This is a genomic window from Embleya sp. NPDC005971 (assembly GCF_040629175.1).
GTDB lineage: Bacteria > Actinomycetota > Actinomycetes > Streptomycetales > Streptomycetaceae > Embleya.
Genome location: NZ_JBEXUX010000029.1, coordinates 13561 through 31294, shown reverse-complemented (window position 1 = coordinate 31294; position 17734 = coordinate 13561). Strand labels below are relative to the sequence as shown.

13 protein-coding genes and 1 pseudogene are annotated in these 17734 nt (G+C 70.1%); 6 read left to right on the top strand and 8 right to left on the bottom strand.

Annotation, left to right across the window (positions count from 1 at the left end; translation table 11 throughout):
• Positions 1–94: 94 nt before the first annotated feature.
• Positions 95–2737: an immune inhibitor A domain-containing protein gene (locus tag ABZ374_RS24710; RefSeq protein WP_360314549.1), complete on the bottom strand. Its 2643-nt coding sequence runs from the start codon at positions 2735–2737 to the stop codon at positions 95–97.
• A 470-nt stretch (positions 2738–3207) separates the two neighbouring features.
• Complete coding sequence (locus ABZ374_RS24705; RefSeq protein WP_360314547.1) at positions 3208–3732, bottom strand: DUF4245 domain-containing protein; 525 nt, start codon at positions 3730–3732, stop codon at positions 3208–3210.
• A gap of 213 nt (positions 3733–3945) precedes the next feature.
• Between ABZ374_RS24705 and glpX the strand changes: the two genes are divergently transcribed.
• Together glpX and ABZ374_RS24695 are read left to right on the top strand one after the other, a co-directional pair.
• On the top strand, positions 3946–4977 hold the full coding sequence (gene glpX / locus ABZ374_RS24700) for a class II fructose-bisphosphatase (RefSeq protein ID WP_360314545.1): 1032 nt from the start codon (positions 3946–3948) through the stop codon (positions 4975–4977).
• 174 nt (positions 4978–5151) lie between these two features.
• Positions 5152–7209, top strand: a complete 2058-nt coding sequence (locus ABZ374_RS24695; protein ID WP_360314543.1) for an MFS transporter — start codon at positions 5152–5154, stop codon at positions 7207–7209.
• A 20-nt stretch (positions 7210–7229) separates the two neighbouring features.
• On the opposite strand, the gene ABZ374_RS24690 is transcribed toward ABZ374_RS24695, so the two are convergent.
• On the bottom strand, positions 7230–7526 hold the full coding sequence (locus ABZ374_RS24690; protein WP_360314541.1) for a WhiB family transcriptional regulator: 297 nt from the start codon (positions 7524–7526) through the stop codon (positions 7230–7232).
• A gap of 148 nt (positions 7527–7674) precedes the next feature.
• Here ABZ374_RS24690 and ABZ374_RS24685 point away from each other — a divergent pair, with 148 nt between their 5' ends.
• Positions 7675–8148, top strand: coding sequence for a MarR family transcriptional regulator (locus tag ABZ374_RS24685; RefSeq protein WP_360314539.1), 474 nt, complete (start codon positions 7675–7677; stop codon positions 8146–8148).
• A gap of 42 nt (positions 8149–8190) precedes the next feature.
• On the opposite strand, the gene ABZ374_RS24680 is transcribed toward ABZ374_RS24685, so the two are convergent.
• From ABZ374_RS24680 to ABZ374_RS24670, 3 genes and pseudogenes are all read right to left on the bottom strand, one after another.
• Positions 8191–9849 carry a fumarate hydratase gene (locus ABZ374_RS24680; RefSeq protein WP_360314537.1) on the bottom strand — a complete coding sequence of 553 codons (1659 nt, stop codon included), beginning with the start codon at positions 9847–9849 and terminating at the stop codon, positions 8191–8193.
• A 123-nt stretch (positions 9850–9972) separates the two neighbouring features.
• Positions 9973–10395: pseudogene (locus ABZ374_RS24675) on the bottom strand (sigma factor-like helix-turn-helix DNA-binding protein); the annotation flags it as partial.
• Positions 10396–10480: 85 nt separating this feature from the next.
• Positions 10481–11470: an EamA family transporter gene (locus ABZ374_RS24670; RefSeq protein ID WP_360314535.1), complete on the bottom strand. Its 990-nt coding sequence runs from the start codon at positions 11468–11470 to the stop codon at positions 10481–10483.
• A 124-nt stretch (positions 11471–11594) separates the two neighbouring features.
• On the opposite strand from ABZ374_RS24670, the gene ABZ374_RS24665 reads away from it, so the two are divergent.
• Both ABZ374_RS24665 and ABZ374_RS24660 read left to right on the top strand, forming a co-directional pair.
• Positions 11595–12986, top strand: a complete 1392-nt coding sequence (locus tag ABZ374_RS24665) for a PLP-dependent aminotransferase family protein (RefSeq protein WP_360314533.1) — start codon at positions 11595–11597, stop codon at positions 12984–12986.
• Between the two features lie 9 nt (positions 12987–12995).
• Complete coding sequence (locus ABZ374_RS24660; RefSeq protein WP_360314531.1) at positions 12996–13715, top strand: DUF1707 domain-containing protein; 720 nt, start codon at positions 12996–12998, stop codon at positions 13713–13715.
• 60 nt (positions 13716–13775) lie between these two features.
• On the opposite strand, the gene ABZ374_RS24655 is transcribed toward ABZ374_RS24660, so the two are convergent.
• Positions 13776–15716, bottom strand: coding sequence for a ricin-type beta-trefoil lectin domain protein (locus tag ABZ374_RS24655; protein ID WP_360314695.1), 1941 nt, complete (start codon positions 15714–15716; stop codon positions 13776–13778).
• 274 nt (positions 15717–15990) lie between these two features.
• On the opposite strand from ABZ374_RS24655, the gene ABZ374_RS24650 reads away from it, so the two are divergent.
• The gene (locus ABZ374_RS24650; RefSeq protein WP_360314693.1) at positions 15991–16923 is read left to right on the top strand and encodes a hydrogen peroxide-inducible genes activator; all 933 of its coding nucleotides are present in this window, start codon (positions 15991–15993) and stop codon (positions 16921–16923) included.
• A 67-nt stretch (positions 16924–16990) separates the two neighbouring features.
• On the opposite strand, the gene ABZ374_RS24645 is transcribed toward ABZ374_RS24650, so the two are convergent.
• The gene (locus ABZ374_RS24645; protein ID WP_360314529.1) at positions 16991–17677 is read right to left on the bottom strand and encodes a DUF402 domain-containing protein; all 687 of its coding nucleotides are present in this window, start codon (positions 17675–17677) and stop codon (positions 16991–16993) included.
• Between the last annotated feature and the right edge of the window lie 57 nt (positions 17678–17734).

The window sequence follows — 17734 nt, the reverse complement described above, 5'->3', positions numbered from 1 at the left end:
GAACGAAGGACGAACGACAGAAGGGGCGCTCCCGAGTTCGAGAGCGCCCCTTCCGGTTCACCCGACCACCGTCAACGGATGATCGGGCGTGCGGCTACTTCTGAGCCGGCAGGATCCAGACCACCGCACCGGAGTTGCCCGGCAGCGGAAGCACCGGCAGCGCGGTCACGCCGTAGCCCTTGTCGAAGCCCGGGTTGCCCGTGCCCAACTCGGAACCGTGGAACAACTTGCCGAAGCTGTCCCGGTCCAGCGAACCGTCCGCCTTGGTGACCTTGGTCGTGTACGGGCCCTTGGCCGGAACCACGGTCGAGCCGTAGCGGTCCTTGGGCACCACACGGCCCTTGTACAGCTCGGTGCCCGGCGCCCAGCCGAGCGTGTCGGTGAACAGCGTCACCGGCTCCTGCGCCTTGATCGAGGTGCAGTAGACGGTGCCGGGGATGCAGTCCGTGAACGGCGCCGTCTTGATGAAGCCGAACGCCGCGTTCGCGGCCTGCGGCCGGCTCGGGAGGTTGGCGAACACGTTGCGCTTCTCGATGTTCGCCACGTTCGGATCCGGCTGCGGGAACTGCGCCTTGGCGTCGCCCGTGTAGCGCAGCGGGTCCGGGTGCGAGTCGACGATCAACAACTCGCCCTTGGGGCCCCACGAGGGCCCGTTGTCGATGTTGAAGTTGACGCCGTTGTTCTGGTACTGGTTGTCGCGCAGCCACACCAGCATGCCCGGCGCGTTGTACGGGACGCGGTTGGTCTTGCCGTTCGCGCCCGAGGTGTACGCGTACTTCAGACCCTCGTCGAAGCCGGACAGGTTGCGCCACTCCAGCAGGTAGTACTGCTCGCGCTCGAAGGTGCCGCTGGTACGACCCCAGCCGTTGCCGCTGGTGATCGCGTTGGTGCCCTTGATCGCGGTCCAGCCGTTGTCGCCGCTCTCGACGTCGTCCGACCACACCGTGGTGGTGCCGTTGGTGAGCGAGAAGTCGTCGGCGAACCAACCCTTCTCCATGAACGCCGCATCGGTGTTCAGGTCCAGGCGCAGCTTGATGTTCTGGCCCGCGAACGGGGTCAGATCGACGTTGTCGTGCCGCCAGCCGCCACTGTCACCGGTCAGACCGTTGGTCTTGCGGAAGGTGGCCAGGTTCTTGGTCGGGTCCGGGTAGTCCGCCGGCGTGGTGACCAGCTTGCCCGACTCGTCCTTGACCGCGAGCTGCTTCCAGGTGGCACCGTTGTCGGTGGACACCTCGACGAAGCCGAAGTCCCAGTCCTGCTCGATGACGTAGTCGTTCCACATCCAGAACTTCACGTCCGAGCCGGCGGGCACCGCGATGTCGCGCTCGATCCGGATGTCGGACCAAGCCTGGTCCTGACCGGAGTACCACATGTTCTGACCGCCGTGCGGCGCGCCGACCTTGACCTGCTTGTTCGGCAGGTTCACCCGGATACCCCGCGAGGTGCCCTTGGGCGTCTTGGCGGCCTGTCCCAGGGTGGCGACCTTGGGACGGTCACCGACCTTGATCACGTCCGGGGTCAGCCAACCGAGCGCGTACTTGTCCCAGATGCCCATGTGCGCGGGCTGCGACTGGAACAGCGGACCGGTGTGCGAACCGGCCGACATCAGGTCCCAGAAGTTCAGGTCCGTCTCGCCGGCACTGAAGTTGTCGTACAGGTCGGGCAGGCCCAGGTCGTGGCCGAACTCGTGGGCGAACACGCCCACTCCCGAGTCCTCGGGCTGCACGATGTAGTTGGCGATCTTGATGTTGCTGCCGGGCACCTGGTGGCCGAAGAGCACGGTGCTCGCGTGCGCCCAGATCGAGTAGGTGCCCTCGGCGCCGCCGCCGGCCGACTTGTCCTTGCCCGCGTGCACCAGGACCAGGTGGTCCACCACGCCGTCGGGCTCCTGGGTGTTGCCGTCGTGGTCGGCGTCGCCCGGGTCTTCCTTGTCGTAGTCCGACCACGGGAAGTTCGGCTGCTGCTTGGCCAGCTCGTCGACCGCGTCGATCGCCAGCTTCTGCGCGCCGAGCGGGTTGTCCGGGCTGCCGCTGTTGTCCTGCCGCGCGTTGCCACAGGCGCCCGCGCCGTACCAGGCCTCGGAGTGCGGCGCCTTGACCCACGGCGTCGCCTCGCCGGAAACCGAGTACTTTCCGGCCGACATCTCTTCGTACATGTTGCGCATGGTCTGGCCCGCGAGGCTGATGCCCGGCTTGCCGTCCGGCCCCGTGAGGTCGGTGCGCATGCGCTGGGTGATGCCGTCCTTGGAGTACAGCATCTTGTTGAAGTGGGTCTGGTCGAAGTTCGGCACCCACTGCGAGTTGTTGTCGTTCGGGTTCAGCGCCGGGTTCGGGATCTGGTTGTGCAGCGGCCCGTTCTTGATGGTGCCGGGGGGCTCGGTGACACAGGTCGGATCCGAAACGCTGGTCGGGCGCTTGAAGCCCGAGAAGTCGTCGTTGGCCTTGTCGTTGAACTCGACCAGGACGGTCAGCAGCTTCGCTGTCTGCTTGGCGTCGACGGGCTTGCCGCTGCGCTCGGCCTTGAGCTCGGCCGGGCTCTTGCCGGTGCGCCCGGCCTCGGCCTCGAGTGCCTTGATCTGGGCGGCGGCACGGGGGTTGCCGTCGGAGTTCTTGCGGTCGGCCGCGGCGTTCCGCGCCTTCGCCGACGCGGCCACGGCCGGGTCGCCGGGGACGGCGCTCGTGTCGACGGCCGCGTCGATGGAGTTGACGTAGTGGTCCTCGGGGCCCGGGTTCCACACCGCGCGCGTCGTGTCGACGCGCGTAGGCGCGGCCGAGGTGGAAGGGGCGGTCGTAGCGGCAAGTCCCGTGATCGCTAGCGCGGATACGGACAGCAGTGCCACACGGCGTTTGACCCGCCGGACGCCGTTCGCAGGCGTCGGGCCCCTCCCGGGTATCGCTGGACTCAACGTGCTCCCCTTTCCGACCGGGGAACGATCCCCGGACGCAAAGCGACGTCGCGTGGGATCTGATCAAGCGCACACGACGTCGGGCCGACTCGGAAAGCCCGGCGGACACATGAGGGCAACCGTCGGGTCACGACGATGCCGACACACATTCGACCGGGCTTCCGGACCCTAGGTGCGGGAGTAACGCGCGGGGCAGAGGAAGCCGCGTGGTCTTTACGGAATCTTTACAACCCGCTGTACATCCTGCGCAGTGGACCGCCCGGGTCGCCCTGATACGTCCGGCGGATCCGCCGGGTTTCGGCTCAGCCGGCGGCAGTTCGCAGGGATGCGGCGAGAACGGTCAAATCCTCGAAAGTCGCATTGCCGGTGACCATCGTGGTCACGCCGTCGTGGACTCGGACCAGCGAGCGATACTTGGGGCCGTCGTACGCCTTCCACTGCTCCCCGGCCACGTCCCGGTTGCCGATCGGCTGCCCGCGCTTGCCCTTGTCCCGGACGAGTTCGTCGGTGAAGCCGTTGGTCTGCTCGACCGCGGCGTACCTGTCGTTCGGGTTGATGAAGCCGATGTGCCACGTGGTCCGGTTGCGGTCGTACCCCACGAAGTTCACCGAGGTCGCCCGCCACCGCTCGGTCAGCCCCTGCGGGGCGAGCAGCGGATACGGCGAGACCCGGGCCGCCTGCCGGAAGGAGAGCTCGTAGGGCACCCGCTTCACCGGATCCGCACCGTTGTGCGGTGCCACCAGGAACAGCGCACCGACCACCAGGCCGCACGCTCCCAAGGAAAGAACCATGTCTCGAACGGTCTGTCGACCCGACTTCGTCGCCACCCGAACATGGTCGCATTCCGCGCGGACTCGTTTTGCACGGGCTACCTGCACCGATACCACCGCTCACCGATAACATCGGGGCAATCCCGTTGGAACCAGTCCGGACTCGGGGCCGCGCAATCGTCGTGCCACCCGCAGCGATGACGCACGGCTCCGGGGGATCAGGGCACCCCCCGTGGTACGGACCGGTTCCCCTACAGGAAGGCCCGCCAGATGACGGACCAATCTGTACCTCCGCAGCTCGAAGTCGCGCCGGAAGCCCCGGACCGCAACCTCGCACTCGAACTCGTCCGGGTCACCGAGGCCGCCGCGATGGCGGCCGGCCGCTGGGTCGGTCGAGGTGACAAGAACGGCGCGGACGGCGCCGCCGTGAAGGCGATGCGCGGCCTGATCCACACCGTGTCGATGAACGGCATCGTGGTGATCGGCGAGGGCGAGAAGGACGACGCCCCGATGTTGTTCAACGGAGAACGGGTCGGCGACGGCTCCGGACCCGAGTGCGACGTCGCGGTCGACCCGGTGGACGGCACCACACTGACCGCCAAGGGCATGAACAACGCGGTCGCGGTGATGGCCGTGTCCGAGCGGGGCAGCATGTACGACCCCTCGGCCGTGTTCTACATGGAGAAGCTGGTCACCGGCCCCGAGGCCGCCGACGTGGTGGACCTGACCGCGCCGATCGCGGAGAACATCCGCCGGGTGGCCAAGGCCAAGCACAGCGCCGTGGAGGACGTCACGGTCTGCATCCTGGACCGGCCCCGGCACGACTCGATGGTCAAGGAGATCCGCGAGGCCGGCGCCCGGATCAAGTTCATCACCGACGGCGACGTGGCCGGCGCGATCATGGCAGCCAAGGACGGCACCGGCGTCGACCTGCTGCTCGGCATCGGCGGCACGCCCGAGGGCATCATCGCCGCCGCCGCGATCAAGTGCATGGGCGGCGTGATCCAGGGGCGCCTGTGGCCCAAGGACGAGGCCGAGCGAGCGAAGGCGATCGACGCGGGGCACGACCTGTCGCGGGTGTTGCTGACCGACGACCTGGTGCGCGGGGACAACGTCTTCTTCGTCGCGACCGGCATCACCGACGGCGAACTCCTGCGCGGGGTGCGGTACCGCTCCAGCACGGCGCTCACCTCGTCGCTGGTGATGCGCTCCAAGAGCGGGACGATCCGGCAGATCGACAGCCAGCACCGGCTCGCCAAGCTGCGGGCGTACAGCGCGATCGACTTCGACCACGCACGTTAGCCGTGCGGCCGGGGTCTGACCCGGCCTTCGACCGAGGTGGCCTCGAACGCCGGCCGGGCCGAGAGTGCTTCGGCCAGCGGGGTCCTCTCACGGCACGCTTGTCCCACGAATAGGTGCGGATTTTGTACCTGTTTGCGGGGAGTCTCCTTGAGCATCGATCGAGGAGGCCCCCGGATGAGCGCGCCGCGCGGTAGGCATGCCAAAACCGCCGATGGCCATGGCGGCGGCCGGGGTAAAGCGGAGGTGGCGCCCCGACTCGGGCTGATCCTGACCGGGTTGATGCTCGGGATGTTGGTGGCCGCGCTCGATCAGACCATCGTCTCCACCGCGCTGCCGACCATCGTCGGCGATCTCGGCGGGCTCAACCACCTGTCCTGGGTGGTCACCGCGTACCTGCTCGCCTCGACCGTGAGCACCCCGCTGTGGGGCAAGCTCGGCGACCTGTTCGGGCGCAAGAAGCTCTACCAGGCGTCGATCGTGATCTTCCTGATCGGCTCGGTGTTGTGCGGCATCGCCCAGGGCATGTTCGAGCTGATCGCGTTCCGGGCGATCCAGGGGCTCGGTGGCGGCGGCCTGATGGTGTTGTCCCAGGCGATCATCGGCGACGTGGTGCCACCGCGTGAGCGTGGGCGCTATCAGGGCCTGTTCGGCGCGGTGTTCGGGGTCACCTCGGTGGCCGGGCCGCTGCTCGGCGGCTTCTTCGTGGACCACCTCTCCTGGCGCTGGGTGTTCTACATCAACCTGCCGATCGGTGTGATCGCGCTCGTGGTGATCGCCGCCGCGCTGCACACCAAGGAGATCCACGCCCGGCCGAGCATCGACTACCTCGGCATCACGCTGTTGGCCGGCGGCACCACGTGCCTGGTCCTGCTCAGCACCTTCGGCGGCACCACCTACCCGTGGGCCTCCGCGCAGATCGTCGGACTGGGCGTCGCGGCGGTGGTGTTGCTGGTCGGGTTCGTCGCGGTCGAGCGACGCGCGCCGGAGCCGATGTTGCCGCTCAAGCTCTTCGCCAACCGGATCTTCTCGGTGACCGCGGGCATCGGCTTCATCGTCGGCTTCGCGATGATGGGCGGGCTGAGCTTCCTGCCGCTGTTCATGCAGGTCGTCAACGGCACCACGCCCACCGAATCGGGCCTGCGCCTGTTGCCGATGATGGGCGGTCTGCTGGTCACCTCGATCGTCAGCGGGCAACTGATCAGCCGGACCGGCAGATACAAGATCTACCCGATCGTGGGCACCGCCGTGATGGCCGTCGGCATGTTCCTGATGTCGCGGATGGACGAGTTCACCACCACGGCCGCCTCCTCGCTGTACATGCTGGTCTTCGGCATCGGCCTGGGTCTGGTCATGCAGGTGATCGTGCTCGCCGTGCAGAACTCGGTGCCCTACGCGGACCTTGGCGTGGCCACCGCCGGCGCCACCTTCTTCCGGTCCATCGGCGGCTCGTTCGGCGCGGCGATCTTCGGCACGATCTTCAACAACCGGCTCACGGTGCACCTGCGCGAGGCGGCGGAACGCGGCGAGGCCATGCCGCCGGGAACGAGCGCGGGGTCGCCGTCCGCGATCAACCCGGCCGACCTGAACAAGCTGCCGCCCGCGTCCAAGACCGGCTTCATCCACGCCTACGCCCAGTCGTTGCAGACGGTGTTCCTGGCCGCCTCCTGCATCGTGCTGGTCGCGTTCCTGCTGTCCTTCCTGCTCAAGGAGGTCCCGCTGCGCGAGGCCACCCGCGAGACCGAGCGCACGCCGCTGATGTCGCCGACCTCGCGCAGTTCGGTGGACGAGATCGAGCGCGCGATGGCCCAGATGGTGCGCCGGGAGAACGGCTGGTCCCGCTACGAACGCATGATCCAGCGCTCGGGCGTGGACCTGTCGGTGCCGTGCGCGTACGGACTCGTGCAACTCGACCAGTTGAGCCCGATCTCGATCCCCGACCTCGCGGGCCGACTCCACGAATCCGAGGACCGGGTCCGCCGTTACGCCGACGAACTGACCTTCGCCGGCTACATCGAGCGGCTGGGCGAGGGCACGATGACGCTCACCGCCAAGGGCCACGAGGCGCTGGAGGCGCTGGTCGAGGCCCGTCGGCAGATCCTCACCGAGGTGATGGCGGACTGGTCACCGGAGCAATCCGAGGAACTGACCGCGCTGTTGCACAAACTGGCCCGGCTGACCACCGATACCCCGCGCGACCACATCGTCGGTGAGGCCGACCGGCACCCGAGCTGACCGGGGAGCGGCGCCGGCCCTCAGCGCTGGGCGCGGCGTCGACGCACCGCACCACGCTCGTTCGAGGTCAGGCCGCCGCGCACGCCGGCCGGGGTCGTCTCGGCCAGCGCGCTCGCGCGGCATTCGAGCAGGACGGAGCAGCGTGCGCAGACGCGCTTGGCGTCCTCCTCGCGGGCGAGACGGGCAACGGCGGGCTCCCCCGGAGCACCGACGAACAACTGCCGATCCACGGTCGCACACGCGCCGGCCGCCGGGGGCGTCCAGGTCGCGGTGCGGGTGCCGCGGACCATGTCGATCCGTGCCGTCAGGTCCGTCACGCTGGTCTCCTTCGGTCGGGTGTGTCCGTCGCCTACCCGAGCCGAACCGGCGCATGCGCACCTTCGCGACAACACGACGACAAGTAACCGTAAGGAAACGTCAAGGACATCCGACGCGAAGAAATAGTAGCCATATACCGTATTGCCCATGAGTACGACAACCGAGGGCGCGACACCCGGCTTCCTGGTCTGGCGCCTGTCGATGAAGTGGCGGGTGGCGGTCGATCGGGCCGTCGGACCGTTGGGCCTGACCCACGCGCAGTACTCGCTGCTGGCCTCGTTGTACGGCATGGAACGCTCCGGCCGCAGCCCCAGTCAACGCGAACTCGCCGACCACACCGGCCTGGAGGCGCTCTACGTCTCCAAGCTGGCCCGGGCCCTGGAGGGCGCGGGCGTGATCGGGCGCACCCGGGACGCCACCGACAGCCGGGCGATCCGGCTGACGCTCACCGAGCAGGGGCGCGAGGTCACCGGCCGCGCCATCGCCATCGTCCGAGACCTGCACGAACGTTTCCTGGCCCCACTGGACGGCCCGGGAAGCCCACGCAGCCGGGCGTTCGCCGCCGAGTTGGCGGCCCTGCTCGACGCACCGCTCGACTTCGCCGCCGAGGAGCGGCCGTGACCACCGCCGCCGGCCCGGGAGGGACCCCCGGGCCGGTGGAGGTCACGCGCGCCGGTTGATCTGGAAGGTCGGCACGGTCACGTCGGCGAAGAAGTCCTGGCCCTTGTCGTCGACCACGATGAAGGCCGGGAAGTCCTCGACCTCGATCTTCCAGACCGCCTCCATGCCCAGCTCCGGGTACTCCAGCACCTCGACCTTCTTGATGCAGTCCTGCGCCAGCCGGGCCGCCGGGCCGCCGATCGAACCGAGGTAGAAGCCGCCGTGTGCCTGGCACGCGTCGGTGACCTGCTTGCTGCGGTTGCCCTTGGCCAGCATCACGAACGAGCCGCCCGCGGCCTGGAACTGCTCGACGTAGGAGTCCATCCGGCCTGCCGTGGTCGGGCCGAACGAACCCGACGCGTAGCCCTCGGGGGTCTTGGCCGGGCCCGCGTAGTAGACCGCGTGGTCGCGCAGGTACTGCGGCATCGGTTGGCCCGCGTCCAGCAGTTCCTTGATCTTCGCGTGTGCGATGTCGCGTGCGACCACGACCGGTCCGGACAGCGACAGCCGGGTCTTGACCGGGTACTTGGACAGCTCGGCCCGGATCTCGCTCATCGGCCGGTTGAGGTCGATCTGCACGACGGTGTCGTCCAGGTCCTCGTGGGTGGTGTCCGGGAGGTACTTGGCCGGGTCGGTCTCCAGCTCCTCCAGGAACACGCCCTCGGCGGTGATCTTGGCCAGCGCCTGACGGTCCGCCGAGCAGGACACCGCGATCGCCACCGGGCAGGACGCGCCGTGCCGGGGCAGCCGGATCACCCGCACGTCGTGGCAGAAGTACTTGCCGCCGAACTGCGCGCCGATGCCCATCTGCTGGGTCAGCTTGAGCACCTCGGCCTCGAACTCGACGTCGCGGAAGCCGTGACCCAGCGGCGAGCCCTGGCCGGGCAGCGTGTCCAGGTAACGGGTGGAGGCGTACTTCGCGGTCTTGAGCGCGTGCTCGGCGCTGGTGCCGCCGACCACGATGGCCAGGTGGTACGGCGGGCAGGCCGCGGTGCCCAGGGAGCGGATCTTCTCGTCCAAGAAGCGCAGCATGCTCTGCGGGTTCAGGACGGCCTTGGTCTCCTGGTACAGGTAGGACTTGTTGGCGCTGCCGCCGCCCTTGGCCATGAACAGGAACTTGTACGCCTCGCCGGGAGTCGCGTACAGCTCGATCTGGGCGGGCAGGTTGTTGCCGGTGTTCTTCTCGTCCCACATGGTCAGCGGGGCCATCTGCGAGTAGCGCAGGTTCAGCTCGGTGTACGCGTTGGAGATGCCTCGGGACAGGTGTTCCTCGTCCCGCCCGTCGGTGAGCACGTGCTGGCCGCGCTTGCCCATCACGATCGCGGTGCCGGTGTCCTGGCACATCGGCAACACGCCGCCGGCCGCGATGTTGGCGTTCTTGAGCAGGTCCAACGCGACGAAGCGGTCGTTGGCCGACGCCTCGGGGTCTTCCAGGATCCGCGCGACCTGGGCCAGGTGGCCGGGCCGCAGCAGGTGCGAGATGTCGCGCATCGCGGTCCGCGCGAGCAGCGTGATCACCTCGGGATCGACGTTGAGGAACCGCCGCCCGCCCGCCTCGAACGTGGACACGCCGTCGGCGGTCAGCAGCCGGTACGGCGTGGTGTCCTCCCCCAGCGGCAGCAGGTCCGTGTAGGCGCTGAAGGTGTTCTCAGGGGCGGGCATCGTGATCCTCACTCATGCGGTAACGGGGCCTGCTCCAGGGTAGAGCGGCCCCGAATCGGTCACGGCCCCGAGGTCACCGGCGGCGCCGGGTGGTAGCGCGCGCCCGGCGAGTACGGAGGTTTGTCACCGTCCCACGGCGGCGGCCGGTAGCCGGGCCGAGGTTCGAGCTCGCACGGGGCCACCGCACCGGTGGCGAGGGCGAAGGACCCGAACGAGCCGCAATTGTCCGCCGTGATCACCCTCGGTACGCCGGTCGTCCCCCGGTGCCGGGCGGGTCGGCTCGTCCCGGTCCGCCTTCAGCTCCTCCGTCAGCCGCCGGCGGGCCCGAGGCAACCGCACCCGAGCCGACACCGGGCGGATGCCGAGCGCCGCCGCCTCGGTCACGTCCAACCCGTCCAGGTTGACCAGTTCGAGCACCGCGCGATCGGCCTCGGACAGCCGCTCGATCGCCCGGTAGACCCGTCGGGCCGCCGCCTCGGCGTCCAGCCGCTCCTCGATCCGGACCAGGTCGTCGGCGTCGAGCAGACGCCGACCGGCTATCCGGCGCGACGCGTGCACCTCGCGTGCGATCCCGGTCACGTCCCCGATGGTGGGCCCGTCCAAGTCGCGCTCCTCGGTCCGATGAACGTTGTCATCGGTTTGTGGGCGGCGGGCCCACGGGTGTTGCGGGCCGCGCGGAGATTTCCGCGGCCGACTCCCCGACCGACACCGCTTCCGACACCGCTTCCGGCACCGCCGGGTCGCCGTGTTCGGCCCGCATGCCCAGCACCACGCCCAGTCCGACCAGGAGCGCGCCGCCGAACTGCCCCACCGTCGGCGCACCGGTGCCCAGGACCAGCCCGGACATCGCCGCCGTCACCGGTACCAGCCCCATGAACAGCCCGGCCCGCTCCGGCTCGATCCGGGCCAGCGCCGAGTACCACAGCAGGAACGCCCCGGCGGTGAGCGGCAGCGCCAGGTAGAGCAGGGCGGCCAACTCGGTCCCGGACGGCATCCGGAGCATCTCGCCGCCGTCGGTGAACACCCCCACCACCACCATCTGCGGAATCGCCATCGCGGTCGCGTACGCGGCGATCCGCCAGGCCCCCAGTCGCGGCAGCAGCGGCACCGCGATCAGCGTGAAGCCCATCTCGCACAACGCCACCCCGCACGCGAAGAGCAACCCGAGTGCCGTACCGCCGCCGAGCCCCTGCACCGTCGCCGCCCCCGCGACCACCACCAGCGAGGCGAGCAGCACCGACCGGCTCGGCCGTCGCCCGCCCAGCACCGGCGCGGCCAGCACCAGCAACAGCGGCGTGGCGCCCAGGATGCTGCCCACGGTGGCCGGATCCGCCCGGTCCAGCGCGGCGAACAGGAACAGGTTGAACAGGGTCTGGCCACACAACGCGAGCAGCCCCAGCCGGAGCAACTCCCGCCGGGTCGGCCGCAGCAGCGGGATCCGGCGCAGCCGCAGCACCCCGAACAACACGAGCGCGGCCACCGCGTAGCGCACCATCTGGCCGCCGGTCACCGGATAGTCCGACAACACCGCGGAGACCCCGGCGGCGGCACCGATCAGCCCCTGTGCGGACGCCGCGCACACCAGACCGATCGAACGGGGAGACATCGAGGAGGGCTTCATGTGACGTAACGTTAGGAAGCCGGTGGATTCCCCGGCAGAGCCACTTCCGGGCCGAAAAACCGGACCAATTCCGGATCGCCGACGCACCGGTCGGCCCCGGCGAACCCGAGGGCAGGTGTCCCGAGTGCGTGAACTCCTCGTCCACCTCGACCGATCGGCGGGCCGGCTCGGCGCCCAGGTGCAGGCGGGCCTGCGGGCCGCGATCCGCTCCGGCCGACTCCCGGCCGGCTTTCGCATGCCGTCCACCCGGGCGCTCGCGGAGAGCCTGGGCGTCTCCCGGGGCATGGTCGTCGACGCCTACGAGCAACTGGTCGCCGAGGGTTATCTGACCTCGCGGCACGGCTCCGGCACCCGGGTCACCGCGGCCTGCACCGCGCCGCAACCGGCCGACCCGGGCGGCCCGGAGCCGACCGTCCCGATCACCCACGACCTCAAGCCCGGGGTGCCCGATCTGGCCGCGTTCCCGCGCGCCGCGTGGTCGGCCGCGACCCGGCACGTGCTGCACACCGCCCCGCACAGCGCGTTCGGCTACCCCGGCCCGTCCGGCACGAGCGAACTGCGCGTCGCGCTGACCGACTACCTGGGCCGGGTCCGCGCCGCACAGGCCCGCCCCGAACACATCGTGGTGGTCGACGGCGTGGCCCAGGGCCTGTCCCTGGTCTCCCAGGCACTGCGCCGACGCGGCCTGGACGTGCTCGCGGTGGAGGACCCCTCCAGCGATCGCCAGCGCGACGTCTTCACCACCCACGGCCTCGGTGTCGCCTACGCCCGCACCGACTCCGAGGGCATCGACGTCGACGCGCTGGCCCGTACCGGCGCTCGCGCGGTGCTGGTCACCCCGGCGCACCAATACCCCACCGGCGTGGTCCTGTCGCCCCGCCGCCGCGCGGCCCTGGTCGACTGGGCGCGCGCCAACGACGCGCTGATCGTGGAGGACGACTACGACGCCGAGTTCCGCTACGACCGCGACCCGGTCGGCTGCCTCCAGGGCCTGGCCCCGGATCGGGTGGTGCACCTGGGTTCGACCAGCAAGGCGCTGGCGCCCGGGATGCGGCTGGGCTGGGCGGTGCTGCCCGCGCCGCTGATCGAGCGGATCCACGAGCTCAAGACCAACGCCGATCTGGGTTCGGCCACCCTCCCCCAACTGACCCTGGTCCGCATGCTGGCCACCGGGGCGTACGAGCGCCACCTGCGCACGATGCGCGCGCACTACCGGATCCGCCGCGACGCGGTGGCCGAGGCGCTCGCCGAGCACCTGCCCGCGGCCCGCGTGCACGGCATCGCCGCGGGCATCCATCTCTACGTCGAACTGCCGCCCGGCTCCGACGAGTTCGCCACCGTACGGCGGGCCCGGGAACACGGCGTGCGGGTGGCGCCGATGGCCGAGTTGCGCGCGATCACCGCCGGCCCGCCCGCGGTGATCATCGGATACGCCGGGCTCTCGCCCGACCGACTGCGCGAAGCGGTGCGACTGCTCGCCCGGTCCGTACTCCCGGCCGTTGCACCCGCGAGTTAGATTTACCTCGTGGACAACAGCCCAGAGCGTCGAGCCCAGCCGCCCACCCCCGAGCTGCGTGCCTCCGACGCCGACCGCGACCGCTACGTCAACGTGTTGCGGGACGCGCTCGCGGAGGGCCGGCTGACCGCCGACGAACACGCGGAGCGGGTGGACGCGGCGCTGGCCGCGAAGACGCTGCGCCAACTCGAACCGCTCATCGCCGATCTCCCCGCGCCGGGCCCGATCGGCTACGAACTCGCGGCGGCCAACGCGGTGCCGCCCCGCCCGGCCCGGTCGAACATGTTCGCGTTCTGGAGCAGTTCGACCCGCAAGGGCCGCTGGCGGGCGGGCTCGAAGCTGAACGCGGTCGCGGTGATGGGCGGCGTGGAGATCGACCTCACCGACGCGGTGTTCGACGAACCCGAGCTGGTGATCAACGTGTTCACCATCTGGGGCGGCATCGACATCCGGATCCCGGAGGGCGTCACCGTCCGCGATCACGGGTTCGGCTTCATGGGCGGCTTCGACGTGCACGAGCAGTACACCGACGATCCGCGCGCACCCGTCGTGGTGGTCAAGGGCATGGCGATCATGGGCGGCGTGACGGTCAAGGCGAAGCGCCGCAAGGAACAGCGCCGGCGCGAATTCGACCACGACCCCCGCCCCGGCGACCCGGGCGACCGCTTCCGCAAGGACTCGCAACACCCCGAGATCGACCGCTTCCGCAAGGACCGGGATCGACCGTAGGACGGCAGGCCGCGGCCCCCACCCGTGCTCGGGGCGGGGGCCGCGGGTTCGACGCCCGGATCAGTAGGCGTCGTACGGGATCACCGAGTACGGCAGCGGCACCGAGGTGCCCGCCGTCCACTGCTGCGCCGCCGAGCCTCCGGCAGGCTGCTGGGTGATCGCGCCGTTGCCCGCGCTCGGCGCGGTCGCGACCAGCCCGGAGACCCGGCTGATCAGTCGGCCGTCCGCGCCCACGTCGAAGCGCAGGTTGTTCAGGTAGGCGCCGTGCGCGTCGTCACAGCGCCAGATGCCCATCCCGGCACCCGCCGCCGCGGCCCCGCGGTTGTCGAGGCAGTACGCCGGGTCCTTGAGGCTGTGCAGTTGACCCGTGCCGGGGTTGCGCCACCACTTCTGGTTGGTGTTGCCCGTGCAGTCCCAGGCCAGCACACCGCGCCCGGAGCTCATCTCGCCGCCGTCCACGTCCAGGCACTTGGCGGTACCCCCGGCCTTCAACTCGGCGAAGCGCACCGACTGCCCGGGCTCCTTCACCCAGCGCTGCGCCGCCGAACCGTCGCATCCGGCCAGCACCAGCTTGGCGCCCACCGTCGCGTCCGCAGCCGCCGGTGCCACGCACAGGGATTGGGTATCGGCCGGTCGCAGCGTGCCCGCGACCTCGACGAAGCGCTGGTTGCCGCCGCCGTTGCAGTTCCACAACACCAGCGCGGTACCCGAACTGCGCCCGCCGCCCAACGGATCCACACACCGGTCCTGACTCAGCTCGGTGTGCAGCGACTGGTTCGCCGCGTCGTACCAAAAGCCCTGATTGCGCCCGCCGTGACACGCCCACAGGCCCACCGGGGTGTAGTTGCGCGAGGAGAAGCCGTACGCGTCGGCACACAACCCGACGCCCTCGTTGCGCAGTTGCCGGAAGTCGGCACTGAGCACACCCTGGTACAGAGTGGCCGCCCCGGTGCTTGCCGAGTCCGCGCAACTCGCCTGATTCCAGCCCGAGTTGTAGAGCCGGGTCAGACAGGACGCGAAGGCCAGATGACCCCGGGCGTTGGGGTGGAAGCTCTGTCGGGTGGTGTTCGGGTCGAAGATGTCCGGCCCGGCGAACCACAACCCACGCGCCCACGTGTTGTCGGTACAGACCTCGTGCCCGTGGAACAGCCGGGAGTTGTCCAGGTAGGTCGCGCCGGTGTTCGCCGCGGCCTGGCGCTCGGCCCGCTCGAAGATCGGCACCGCCTCGTTGCGCCCCCACGCCGCGTCGCGCAGGTAGCCCAGACAACCGCCGCCGTACCAACCGGGGAAGTCCGGGTTGTCCTCGACGTCCGGGGCGATCGGCGACGGGTAGCCCATCACCACGAGCTTGTAGTCGCCGGCGAGGTAACCCGCGTCCGCCATCGTGGTCTTCAGGTCGCGGACGGTCTGCTCGACCTTGGGCCGCATCGCGTCGGCGCGTGCCTGCCAGCCGGATTGGTAGGTGCCGTAGCACTCGCCCTGGAACAACACCCGCCTGGTCACGCAGTCGGTCATGGTCGGACCGAACTGGATGTCGTCGTTGGCGCCCGCCACCAGCAGGATCAGTTGCACCCTGGTGTTGCGCGCCTTGATCGCCAGGTTGTCCGACTGCACCAATTCGTCGGCGTACTGCTTGGCGCCGCCGATTCGGATGTTCACGGTGGACGCCCCGGAGCACGCGACGTTGTAGGTCACGTCGGCCGGGATCCCGGTGCGGTGGATGGCCGCGTCGGGCGACCGGTGACACCAGTTGTCCGGGCCGTCCGTGCCGGGTTCGTACACGCCGACGCCCTCGCCGGCGATCTCGCTGTCACCGAGCGAGATCAGCGAGGTCTTGCGCTCGGCCAACGGTTTGATCCCGGTGCTCCCGTACAGCGCTTGGGCCTCGTGCTGCCGGATCGTCTCCAGCCCGGGAGACAGCGCGGTGGCCGCGGGACCCGCCGAGGTCGTGCCGGCCGCCTGGCCCGGCAGACCGCCGGTGAGGCCGATCAGGGTGGCCATCAGCGCCACCGGTAGCACCTTGTTGCGCACTCGCTCGAATGTGGACATGCACCCTCGCCTTCGTGGCATGGAAGGAACACGCACGAGCCGCCCAAAGGGGACTTGGGCACTGTGAAGCGAAAGAAAGCTACCCGCGGGTAGACGGGAAATGAAGGCATCTGCGTGACAACCCTGCCCGCGCCCGCGGGCCGCAGGCGCGCGTCCGGGCCGATCGAAGCGGTTGCCCTATCGTGGAAGACGGCGGGATCCACCGTCCGCACGTATTCGACAGGTGATTCCCATCAGCACTCGCACCCCGACGTTGTCGCAGCTCAGGGCCTTTTCCGCAGTCGCCGACTATCTGCATTTCCGAGATGCCGCGGCAGCGGTGGGCACCAGCCAGCCCGCGCTCTCGGGAGCGATCGCCGCGCTGGAGGAGGCACTGGGCACCCAGCTCGTCGAGCGCACCACCCGCCGGGTCCTGCTCACCCCGGCCGGCGAGCGGGTCGCGCGGCACACCCGCCGGGTGTTGGACGCGCTGGCCGATCTGGTCGACGAGGCGGAATCCGCCCGCCGCCCGTTCACCGGCCCACTGCACCTGGGCGTGATCCCGACCGTGGCCCCGTACGTGCTGCCGGCACTGTTGCGGCTGATCCGCGAGGAGTATCCGGAGCTGCGGCTGTACGTGCACGAGGAGCAGACCGGCTCGCTGCTGGACGGGCTCACCGGCGGTCGACTCGATCTGCTGCTGCTCGCGCTGCCGTCCGGCATCTCCGGCGTCGAGGAAATCCCGCTCTACGAGGAGGACTTCACCCTGGTCGTGCCCGAGGGGCACGAGTTGGCGGGCCGGTCCGACGTGCCCCGCGCGGCGCTGCGCGGCCTGGACGTGCTGCTCCTGGACGAGGGCCACTGCCTGCGCGACCAGGCCCTGGACGTATGCCGCGAGGTGGGCGCGGGCGAGGCGGGCGCGACCCGCGCGGCGAGCCTGCCCACCCTGGTGCAACTGGTCGCGGGCGGTCTGGGCGTGACCCTGCTGCCGCAGACCGCGATCGACGTGGAGACCCGACCGGGCTCACAACTGGCGGTGTCCCGGTTCGTCGCGCCCGCCCCGTACCGGCGCATCGGCCTGGTGATGCGATCCAGCACGGGACGGGGCGAGGAGTTCGCGAACCTGGCGGCGGCACTGCGCCGCGCCGTCGACGCGCTGCCGGTCCGGGTGGTGGAGTAGCTCCGCCCGGGAAGGGCCGACGGCCGACGGCCCCGGCCGATCCGCCGCGATCGGCCGGAACCGCTCGCTAGGCGATGCGGACGTTGTCCGCCCAGTCGTCCGGGAGCTGGGGCAGTGGCCAGGCCGGGTCCGGGCGCCAGTTCTCCCACCCCTGGTCGAACGGCGCGCCCCAGGCCCGGATCGCCTCGACGGCGGCCCGCCCCTCGGCCTCGATCGCCTCGACCTGCTCGTCGGTGAGCCGACCCGCCTCCCGGGACGCGGCCAGTTCGTCCTGGTCCTTGTACTCCCAGCGCCGGTCCGGGGTGACCCACACGTCGAGCACGTGGTCCTCGGTGTCCACCCCGCCGGACCACCGGGTGCGCGGGCGTTCGAGGTTGACGTACCAGCCGGAGAAGCGCCAGTCGGCCTGCCAGAACAACCAGACCGACCACGGTTCGCCCGGTCGGGCCAGCATCAGCACCCCGGTCCCGGTCCACTCGACGATCGAGGGGATGCGGCCGAGTCGGAATCTGCGTTCGATCGGCGCGGTACGGATATCCGATCCGTCCGGCAACATCGGCTTGACCCGGGAGGTGCCCCCGGCCAGCCAGACGGCGAGTTGGTCGGGGTCGTCGCGAACGACGGTCACCGGACGGCAGTCCAGGACCTGATCGCCGCGTAGATAGCGCCACAACACCTGGTCGCCGGGAGACCAGGCGCCGGGCGCGGAGCGGGGATCCTCGAAGTGCTCGTGCATACGCAGAATGTTGGACATGACCTTGGTTTACCCAGGGCCCGTGACACCTGACCGTGAGTCATGTTACGGGTGGGT

Coding starts and splice junctions, on each gene's coding strand:
- ABZ374_RS24645 (WP_360314529.1), bottom strand. CDS start 17,677: ATGTCCAACATTCTGCGTATGCACGAGCACTTCGAGGATCCCCGCTCC.
- ABZ374_RS24685 (WP_360314539.1), top strand. CDS start 7,675: ATGAGTACGACAACCGAGGGCGCGACACCCGGCTTCCTGGTCTGGCGC.
- ABZ374_RS24670 (WP_360314535.1), bottom strand. CDS start 11,470: ATGAAGCCCTCCTCGATGTCTCCCCGTTCGATCGGTCTGGTGTGCGCG.
- ABZ374_RS24680 (WP_360314537.1), bottom strand. CDS start 9,849: ATGCCCGCCCCTGAGAACACCTTCAGCGCCTACACGGACCTGCTGCCG.
- ABZ374_RS24695 (WP_360314543.1), top strand. CDS start 5,152: ATGAGCGCGCCGCGCGGTAGGCATGCCAAAACCGCCGATGGCCATGGC.
- ABZ374_RS24655 (WP_360314695.1), bottom strand. CDS start 15,716: ATGGCCACCCTGATCGGCCTCACCGGCGGTCTGCCGGGCCAGGCGGCC.
- glpX (WP_360314545.1), top strand. CDS start 3,946: ATGACGGACCAATCTGTACCTCCGCAGCTCGAAGTCGCGCCGGAAGCC.